At 56.7% G+C, this 9,071-nt stretch carries 11 protein-coding genes and 1 tRNA gene; 6 read left to right on the top strand and 6 right to left on the bottom strand.

Annotated features, from left to right (window positions below; translation table 11 throughout):
• Positions 1 to 41: 41 nt before the first annotated feature.
• Positions 42 to 152, top strand: a complete 111-nt coding sequence (locus tag J0909_RS18635) for a hypothetical protein (RefSeq protein WP_502757430.1) — start codon at positions 42 to 44, stop codon at positions 150 to 152.
• A gap of 225 nt (positions 153 to 377) precedes the next feature.
• On the opposite strand, the gene J0909_RS18640 is transcribed toward J0909_RS18635, so the two are convergent.
• The 3 genes from J0909_RS18640 to J0909_RS05905 all read right to left on the bottom strand — a co-directional run bounded on the left by J0909_RS18640 (position 378) and on the right by J0909_RS05905 (position 1,218).
• Entirely contained in the window at positions 378 to 464 is an 87-nt protein-coding gene (locus J0909_RS18640) for a hypothetical protein (protein ID WP_502757431.1), read from the bottom strand.
• 155 nt (positions 465 to 619) lie between these two features.
• On the bottom strand, positions 620 to 958 hold the full coding sequence (locus J0909_RS05900) for an integrase arm-type DNA-binding domain-containing protein (RefSeq protein WP_207261273.1): 339 nt from the start codon (positions 956 to 958) through the stop codon (positions 620 to 622).
• Between the two features lie 168 nt (positions 959 to 1,126).
• A tRNA-Ser gene (locus tag J0909_RS05905) sits at positions 1,127 to 1,218 on the bottom strand.
• Between the two features lie 199 nt (positions 1,219 to 1,417).
• On the opposite strand from J0909_RS05905, the gene J0909_RS05910 reads away from it, so the two are divergent.
• On the top strand, positions 1,418 to 1,849 hold the full coding sequence (locus J0909_RS05910) for a Fur family transcriptional regulator (RefSeq protein ID WP_207261275.1): 432 nt from the start codon (positions 1,418 to 1,420) through the stop codon (positions 1,847 to 1,849).
• A gap of 1 nt (position 1,850) precedes the next feature.
• On the opposite strand, the gene J0909_RS05915 is transcribed toward J0909_RS05910, so the two are convergent.
• The 3 genes from J0909_RS05915 to J0909_RS05925 all read right to left on the bottom strand — a co-directional run bounded on the left by J0909_RS05915 (position 1,851) and on the right by J0909_RS05925 (position 5,288).
• The gene (locus J0909_RS05915) at positions 1,851 to 2,834 is read right to left on the bottom strand and encodes a hypothetical protein (protein WP_207261277.1); all 984 of its coding nucleotides are present in this window, start codon (positions 2,832 to 2,834) and stop codon (positions 1,851 to 1,853) included.
• A 214-nt stretch (positions 2,835 to 3,048) separates the two neighbouring features.
• On the bottom strand, positions 3,049 to 4,740 hold the full coding sequence (cysC, locus tag J0909_RS05920; RefSeq protein WP_207261279.1) for an adenylyl-sulfate kinase: 1,692 nt from the start codon (positions 4,738 to 4,740) through the stop codon (positions 3,049 to 3,051).
• Positions 4,741 to 4,946: 206 nt separating this feature from the next.
• Positions 4,947 to 5,288: a DsrE family protein gene (locus J0909_RS05925; RefSeq protein ID WP_207261281.1), complete on the bottom strand. Its 342-nt coding sequence runs from the start codon at positions 5,286 to 5,288 to the stop codon at positions 4,947 to 4,949.
• A gap of 601 nt (positions 5,289 to 5,889) precedes the next feature.
• Between J0909_RS05925 and J0909_RS05930 the strand changes: the two genes are divergently transcribed.
• The 4 genes from J0909_RS05930 (at position 5,890) to J0909_RS05945 (ending at position 8,912) form a co-directional block, all read left to right on the top strand.
• Positions 5,890 to 6,273, top strand: a complete 384-nt coding sequence (locus J0909_RS05930; protein ID WP_207261283.1) for a hypothetical protein — start codon at positions 5,890 to 5,892, stop codon at positions 6,271 to 6,273.
• Between the two features lie 2 nt (positions 6,274 to 6,275).
• Positions 6,276 to 6,650, top strand: coding sequence for a hypothetical protein (locus J0909_RS05935; RefSeq protein ID WP_207261284.1), 375 nt, complete (start codon positions 6,276 to 6,278; stop codon positions 6,648 to 6,650).
• A 10-nt stretch (positions 6,651 to 6,660) separates the two neighbouring features.
• Positions 6,661 to 7,494, top strand: coding sequence for a hypothetical protein (locus tag J0909_RS05940; protein ID WP_207261285.1), 834 nt, complete (start codon positions 6,661 to 6,663; stop codon positions 7,492 to 7,494).
• A gap of 770 nt (positions 7,495 to 8,264) precedes the next feature.
• Complete coding sequence (locus tag J0909_RS05945; protein ID WP_207261286.1) at positions 8,265 to 8,912, top strand: hypothetical protein; 648 nt, start codon at positions 8,265 to 8,267, stop codon at positions 8,910 to 8,912.
• Positions 8,913 to 9,071 lie beyond the last annotated feature (159 nt).

The raw sequence follows: 9,071 nt of genomic DNA on the forward strand, positions 1-9,071 counted from the left end.
ACGCCGTGGGCACGGTGCCGTGCCACGACATCACTCGCATCGTGCCCGGCCAAAGCAAGGGGCCCGGTTTCCGGCGCGGTCACATGGTCCGGCTGAAGGACATCCCCGAGCTGCCCCCGGAAACTGGCCCACATCGAATGTTAGTAGTATGAGCCATGAACTTGTCCCCTTCTCTGGACCACAGGCAGTGAGAAAAATTGGGCTTTTCAAGCTCTGGGCAGGCTAGCCTGCCCAAGTTCCCCAGGCCGTACAAAAAAACATTGGGGACAGACGAAGGGCACAATGAATAACTAGAGTGCCGGGAAAAGCATCGATTGCCCGCAAGAGTGGCCCTATCTTCTTGGGGGCAGTGATAGGGACGTGATGCTTGACCTTCCTCACTGGTGAGATTGCACCTTAATATCGACTGCAGGATCGCGCTCAGCTCGACCAGCGGCCACGGCGTAGCGGAATACCTGGCTCATAATATGCCGCACTCTCCTGGCTGTCTCCACGGCACCGCGCCTTTCGCAACGCTGAACAACTCCAACATATCCTCAACGCCAAGTTCCACACAGGACGTTTCCCGATGAAAGGGAATATAATCTTCTCCATCCGCTCCAAGGTCGTTTTGGCATGGCTATCGCTCCACCCAGACTTGCTTATCAAACCATTCTCGGCCAACTGCTTCAAACTCCTCACTCCCACTAGCTCTGCGCTTATCCTCTTTTCGCTTTCTCAATGGATCGATCCCTCTAGCTATAAGGGATTTGAGTTCACCCCGTTTTGTCCGGGCGTCTTGCAAGGATACATAAGGGTAGGAGCCAAGGAATAGCTCCGCACGCATCCCCGTTGATAGCGCAGCTTCCAGCATTTGCGCTTTGGGAGAGACTATAAGCGAAAGCCCTTCCCCACCATTGAGTGTGTACTGCTTGTCCTTTGCCTTGGCTGCCTTGATCTTCGCATCGGTTAACGGCATAGAAAAACTCCGAGTGGTATAACTTCAACGGAACAAATTTGATTTCTACCATCAGTTCTACCACCTTTACCCGCTACGTCAGGACACCTAGCGAGACGACAAAGCCAACAAAAAAGCCCTCATTTTGAGGGCTTATGACACTTTATGAGGCAAAGTGATTTTGTATTTTGGCGGAGAGGGAGGGATTCGAACCCCCGGACGAGTTGCCCCGTCTCTGGTTTTCAAGACCAGCGCATTAAACCGAGCTCTGCCACCTCTCCTGTGGGGATCGGCGTGAGGTCGGACGCCGATTTGCGGGAAATTGTTTGTAGAAACCGTATCCCGGAATGTCAAGAAGCAAAAGGGAATCGGAAAATCGGCGGGACTAATTCCCGCCAGGGCGATTCCCATTTGACACGATCCACCGCTTCACGTATGGGAAGAATTGACTGAAATTCAAACAAAACGACGGGATATCCCATGAAAACCCCGCAAGAAGTCTTTGCTGAATATTTGGCTAACGAGAACCTGAAGATGACCCCCCAACGGAGGGTCATCCTCGACACTCTGCTCAGGAAAAATGACCACCTCTCCTCCGAGGAACTCTACGCGCTGGTCAAAAAACGCGACGCTTCCATCGGCCAGGCCACGGTCTACCGGACCCTCAAACTCCTCAGCGACTCCGGCCTGATCGAACCCCTGGATTTCGCCGACGGGGTAACCCGCTACGAGCCGAGCTACGGCAAGGATCACCACGACCATCTCATCTGCGAAAATTGCGGAAAGAACATCGAGATCGTGGACGAAGTCATCGAGCGCCGCCAGGAACAGTTGGCCAAGGAGCACGGCTTCACCCTCATTCGGCACAAGATGTACCTCTACGGCTTGTGCCCGGAGTGCCGCAAAAAATAGTCTATTCCTCAATGCTGGCCAGGAACTGCGCCAGAGCCGGAATCTCACCATGCACGGTGCGCCACGTGTAGCGGCCGTTTACCATTTCGCCTTCAGCCAGGAATTGGATGCCCATTCCTATGGCCCCGCCGCGTCCCGAGAAGCGGCTGCGAACGACGCCCAGGGCCGTGAAGAACGAGTACTTGCGCGTCTTCGGGCTCCAGATGCTGACCCGCAAAATCAGTTGGCTGCCCCGTTCCAACGCAGGCATCCCACTTTTCGGATTGATGACGTACATGCGCATGCCGCCCGCCGAAATATTTTCCACGGACAGCCGGGTGCGATCGTCATAACGGGCCGGGTTGTTCACGGTCTGCAACTCCGGCCGGGACATCCAGAAGGTACGCGTCTTTTTGCCGCTCCAGGCCTTAACCCGGACCGCCCCTTCACGGGCTATCCGCTGGCGGATATGCCGACGACGCAGAATGAATCGGTAACGCACCGGCGTGAGCAGGCTCAGCTCCTTGAGGACCACGCCGCGTCTGCGCATGCCAGCCACCAGGGTGGTGAACGCATTGATGCGCTTGCCGGAATAGGAAAAGGGCCGGGTGAAGCAGATAACCGGCTGGGATTCGAGCCCGGTGACGGTGGGATTCGCGTCGAGCAACTCAAGCTGCATCCTGCCTCCGGCCACGCTGGACACGCGCGCGTTGCAGAGCTTCCGCCCCACCCCGCCCCCGACGTACAGGCAGACTTCAAGGACCACGCACCGGGAGACCAGGTAGTTCTCCACGGCGCGGCGCTTGCGCCGACGGAACAGACGGGCAACCCAGCGCCCGACGATGTGGAAGATGAGCAGCCGATAGCGCCACAGGACATAGACCACGGCCATGGGCACCGCCACGCACAATGTCCGAAACAGCAGTTCCGAAACATCGAGATGGCCGCCGCCGAAGGTGCGCTGCACTTCGCGCAAATAATTGGACTGGGCCAAGAATTGGACCATTTCCCCACCGCTCAAAATTAAAGAGATTGACGCTTGTTACTTCTATGTCGGACCTGATGCAATTTCAAGACCTTCCGACATCCCCACGAAATCTGGCCGGACCACCACCCGACGCCCCTCCTGCCGCCCGGCGCCGAACAATGTCCGCAACACGCCTGGATGCCAGCACTTTCCTGCCACACCCGGACCGAACGTCCCGCCAACTGTCCCGGAATCAGAGATACTTGCGCTCGCCCAGATAGAGCAGGACCTCGTGAGCCGCTTCATTGGGTGTCAATTCCGAGGTGTCGATGCGCAATTCCGGATTCTCCGGCGTGATATACGGGTCGTCCACCCCGGTCAGCCCGCTGAGAAGGCCCGCCCGGGCCTTGGCATAGATGCCCTTGCGGTCGCGCCGTTCGCAGACGGCGAGCGGCGTATTAACATGGATCTCGACGAACCCACCATACTCCTCCACGGCCGCCCGGGCATGACGCCGGGACTCGGCGTAAGGCGCGATGGGCGCGCAGATGGCCACCCCGCCGTTCTTGACGATCTCGCTGGCCACGAACCCGATACGGGTCACGTTCAGGTTGCGATGCTCCTTGCTGAAGGACAATTCGCTGGACAGGTTGGTGCGCACGATGTCGCCATCGAGCAAAGTCACCGGGCGGCTGTCCAGCTCCAGAAGCTTGACGAACAGGATCTTGGCCAGGGTGGATTTGCCCGCCCCGGACAATCCGGTGAAGAACAGGGTGAACCCCTGTTTCCAGCGCGGCTTGTATAGGTGCGACAATTCCTTGAGCACACCGGGGAAGGACATCCACTCCGGTACGGGCTCGCCGCGCGTAAGCAGGTCCACCACGGCGTCGTGGTCGTTGACGCATCGCCCACCTGAGTCCGAACGCGCGTATCGTCCCGTGGACTGGTCCAGAGCCATGCAATGCTCGGCCACCGGGATAATGCCGGTATCCGCGCGATGGTCCGCCAGCCAACGAATGTGCGCCTCGTACTCGTTGGACAGGGCATTCCGCTTCGGGTCGGCCTTGGCGGTATCCCAGACAAGCATATGGGTGCAGCCGTAGTTCTTGTTGACCACAGCCCTGAGCAATGCGCCCCTGGGCCCCATGTGGCGCTCGAACCACGGGGTCAGGTTCAACTTGGTCACACCTCGGGGAAAGGTCTCGGCGAACTGCCGAAAACTACGCACCAAGCTGAAATGGTCCACGCAAAAATACAGGGACGGCCGAAGCAGCGGCGACAGAAGCAGGCTGGCCCCTTCATCCCGGGCGACCTCCTCGAGCATGGCCCGGTCCGCCTTATGCAGCGGGCGCCCGGCCTGTACGGCCACGACCTTTCGCCAGCCTTTCTGGGCGAAAAAACGCTGAACCTCGGCCGGGGACATGCGAAGCTCGGTGAAATCGTACCGCTGGGGAAGAGCCACGCCCTCCACCCGGCCGCCGACGTACCACGGCTCGGCAAGGCCGCAACCGCAACCTTCCGCCTGTCCCGGGCACGCCCCCTCGCCGCGTATGGCCCTCGCCTCGGCCGCAAGGTCCGGTTTCCAGACGTCGGACACGGTCAGCACGGCGAGCATGAAGCCCTCGGCGTCGCGCACGGCCACGCACTCGCCCTCTTCAAGGCCTGCGGCGAATTCGGCGCTCACGCCCAGGCACAACGGCAGGGGCCACAAGGTCCCGTCGCTCAGGCGCATATACTCAAGCACGGACTCGTAGTCCATGCGGCCGAGGTATCCGTCCAAAGGATAAAAGGCCCGGTTGAGGAGCATTTCCAGATCGCAGAGCTGACGAGGATTCAGATTGATGGACTTGAACCCCGCAGCCCATTCCTTGAGAAGCTCCGCCCGACGGGAATGGACCAGCAGGCTTTCCGCATTATATGCGGGAAGAGAATCGGTATATTGCATCGTTCTGGCCCCCCGCATGTTGTACGACACCTCGGACGCCGACCGGAAATCCGCCGAATAATCCGGGGCGGCCGAAAGCACATCCCTCCGCCCCTCTCCCGGCAGACGGAAAGGGCATGAGACATTACTCAAGCGACCAATTACTATCGTTGATCCGCATCTGCAAGGGGCGGACGATGTGCGACCGGGCCGCGCAAGGCGGTCGGCTAAGGCTTCACGTAGGCAAAGCCCCGTTCCTGCAACTCCACGATTTCCACCACTCCGGCGGGAACCACGACGCATCCGGGGCACAGCCGCTCGGGGTCGATCTCGAAATTGCGCAAAGCGTTGTTGCAGACCTTGACCGCGACGCCCTGGTCGAGAATCTCGCGCAATCGGGTTGCGTACTCGCCCTCACGGTCCAGAAGGCGCACGCCCGGGCCGTTGACGACCAGGGCTACGGCAGGTTTGTCCCCGGGAAAGGCGGCCAGGTAGTTCCTGATATTGCTGAAAGTGATGTCCAGGGCCTGACGGTCGTGATCGAAATGAAAAAGTACGTCGTGATTCATATCCGCAACCTCTCAAAGCGAAATTATCGCAAAACGTGATGAAGGGGAATCGGCATCCCATTTTCCCCGGTCCGAATGGGATCGCCCGCGCAGGGGCCGAAAGGAATACGCAGGGCAAAAAACATGGGGTTACGCCGATTGGCGTAACCCCTTGATATCTGGCGGAGAAGGAGGGATTTGAACCCTCGTATGAGCTTTACACCCATAACACGCTTAGCAGGCGTGATCATAGCCCTATGATTTCAGTAAGTTATTGAAATAGTGTGGTACAAAGTGTGAACAACTGCGCAAAACTGCACCCTGCCGCATGGCCCCGTNATCATAGCCCTATGATTTCAGTAAGTTATTGAAATAGTGTGGTACAAAGTGTGAACAACTGCGCAAAACTGCACCCTGCCGCATGGCCCCGTTCCACACTTTGTTCACACATTTTTCCAGCATTCATTTCACCCATCTTCAATCAACCGCAGCCATAGTCCTCCACCACCCCCATCCGCCCCCTGGCCACCGCCAAAGTCCGCAACCACCCGCAACCACAAATAAGAGTCTAAACTCCTCTTTTCATTTCTTTTTTCTCGTTGACGCCACGGCGAATCGAGCTATGATTTCGATTCGTCGGCCAGTTCTGGCCGGAAACCGCAACGACGGGGGTTATGTGCGGATATCAGATTTTTTAGAAGCGGAAGTTGAACGGATTGCGGCTGCCGAAGATCGTCAGGCGCTGATCGATGCGCTTCCGCAAGTTGACGGCCTTGTTATTAGTGAGGTCCTTGTGGCTGTTCCTGGTGCGATCTTATACCATCTCCAGATTTCGCTTGATCCTATGAGTGGGAGGCATGTCGGGCGTGTGTTCGCCGGATTCGACACACGCGAGTCGCTGATGACGACTGATCCGCAGGTGCCGACGGAGATCGCGCTGTCTCGTGACGAACTGTTCGAGAGCCAAGAGATTCTCCTCGAATTCATCGTCAACAGGGAGTGCTAACTATGTGCGGAATAAGCCGGAAACACGTCGTTCTCGACGAGACAACCTTCGCCGAGCTGATAAGGGCCGGTGTCACCGCCAGGTATTCTCTGTTCGAGCTGTTTTCGGGGATCCATCTTTACCTCGAAGATAACGGAGATATTGTCGCCGAATTCCTGCCCGACGGTGGCTCACTTCATTACGTCACGTTCCATGTCGGACAATGGGAGCCGACCGACGATGCTCCGGCACATGTTATTAAAGCGCACAACAACGCAATGCGAAAATCAGAAAAAATGGCACTGGTTTTCGATATATTCACCGGTGACATGATTGTTGGACGGCAACGAGAAAAGAGACTTGGCGATATGCTCCGGGCAGCAGTCGATGAAATGTAAGGAGGGAAAAATGGACAACAAAATGATTAGGAAATCACGCCGCCCAGGGTCTCTGGAGAACGGTGAAATCGACAAAAACGACGCGTTCCAGCAGGAAATTCTTTGCTCGTGGCCTGAACTGTTCTCGGTCCCCGATGCCCTTGCATCAGAGATCAATCTCCGGGCAGGATTCCTACATATCTCAACCCCTGGAATGACGGTCAACGAGTTTGGAAACGCCGTCAACGACCTCAAGAGCCGTGGCCTAATCCCTGGCGGAATCCGCCCCACAAATCTCATCTGGGACGGCCAAGATATCCTCGACTTGATGCGCAGCCTCCGCGTTTTGCAGTCATTTGGCACCGTCCATTTTCACGACCTCCCCGGCTATGACATCGGCCACCCGGCCGTCCTGACAACCGACGCGTCTGCTACGTGCCTCCTCGACGATACGGTCCACGGCCGCCATATCGCAAAATACACAGGCCGAGTCGCTTCGATCGATAGCATCGAACACTACGAGGCACTCGCAAAAAAATGCCTCAGGTCGCCGATCGTAACGCCGGCGACCGTCTACAAAGCCGGGTTCGAGATGACTGGCCGAGACTCCATCCCTGACCTGACCGAGGTCCGAAGACGGATCCCCGAAGACGGCCCTGCAACAATCAAAAACCGTTGTATTTACTGTGGAACGCAGGTCAAAGTCCGTGGATACCTGCGAGACATGGAGCCACAATACGAGGTCGACACGTCAACCCGCTGTCCTCACCTTCGTCTCCTCGTCGGCCAATTCCGCCTCGACGGGCACGGAAGCAAATTCCACGATTTCCTGATCGTCCGACACGTTCGAGGGACCGCAGAATGAGCCACCCCTCTCACAAGCTGACCGAGAAACATACCCTCTCGCTCCCGGTTTTGCCTAACGGGATCATCTCAATCGACATCGACTGCCCACACTGTCACTGGTCAACGAAGATCCTGGTCTCTATGACCTCCGACAACCAGGTTGCCGTTGTCGGCGAGGGGCTGTGCGGACACGCGACGGAGACAGTCACAATGCACGACGATCAGCCCATTTTCACCCTCACATTCTCAGACAACTGTGCATACGCCGCAGTCCACGACGTTCCAGCTAAATCTCAACAGGCCGACGACTGATCCCCGTCCTTCGTCAGCCCTCCTTGGCCCCCACTTCGGGGGCTTTTCTTTTTCCCTCTTCTTCCCCTTTTTCCCAGCACTCTTCTCGACGTATAAAATCTTTTTTTTCGTATTACCGCTTTTAGTCGTATTTTAATCAGCAAAATCCGGTCAGCGCCAGGGATTTTTACGTTTGGGACATCGCGCAACAACAACCACAACAACCAATTGAAATAACAACTTCAACTATGAAACAACTTAGACATAGGGCGAAGCTGGACCCAACAAAAACCAAGAATGAAGAAATAGATGAGTTGGTGCCCGAAAAGAAGAAGATAAAGCGGTCCGAATACCGCCCCGCTATCATGAGCCTGTTCCCGATACGGGACATGGACAAGGTGGCAAGGATAATCAGGGAATGCCTCGTCGAAAGTTAGAACCGTGGATTGTTCAACGGTCCCTTCGGAGGCGGGGGCCACAAAAAAACGGAGAAAAAAGATGGAACTGAATAGGGAAACGATCAGAAACATTTTTGCGGCGCCGAATGCCTCCACCACCGACGAGCGCTTGGTGAACGTCACGATCAAGCCGGATGTCCTGTTCGTGGACGGCCGCGGCCAAGAGAAGGACTGGTTGCCGGACGTGGAGGAGGTCAAAACATGGGCGTGCGTCGTTCACGGACAGTGCTATGTCAGCAAGCACAACAACGTCGTCCTGTCCGGTCGATCCAGGCCGCTTGTCAACGACACGTGCTTAAAAGGGGATCTTGCGACCGGGGCGCAAACCTTGCGCCTTGCGCCTGGAACGATCGTTCAAGCGGGGATCTCTATCGTGTTTCGAAACGGGTTCAGAACGGTCACGGCAGCTGTCGGAATTGTTCCGGAACCAGAGCCGGATCTTGCTGACGACGGATGTGGGGCAGTCCGGGTTTGGCCGCTGGATGTTGCTGTCAAAACGTCTGAAAGCGTTACGCACGCAGCGACAATCTGGATCGAGGGGGTCGTGCAGCTGTCGCCCGAGGACGCGCGGTTGATCTCAAACTTTCGAGAAGATATTCGAATCCATGGCGAAAAGCATGTCCGAAAGGTATTGGATTTTGTGGCAAACCAAATAAGAAGAAGGATGGACAAGGCCCAACCAAAGTAAAGTCAGGGCCTTGTCCTGTGAAGTAAGAAGTTACTCCGGTCTGAATAATGGTCCCTGCGTCATCTCTTCCCAAAAAGCTCTACCCATCTCGTGTTCAACCTGCTAGAGTCCAGCATCTCGTAAGCGCACGATAAACCCCTTCTTACAGCACCACTCCAT

It is taken from the genome of Desulfovibrio sp. Huiquan2017 (assembly GCF_017351175.1).
Taxonomy (GTDB): domain Bacteria; phylum Desulfobacterota; class Desulfovibrionia; order Desulfovibrionales; family Desulfovibrionaceae; genus Pseudodesulfovibrio.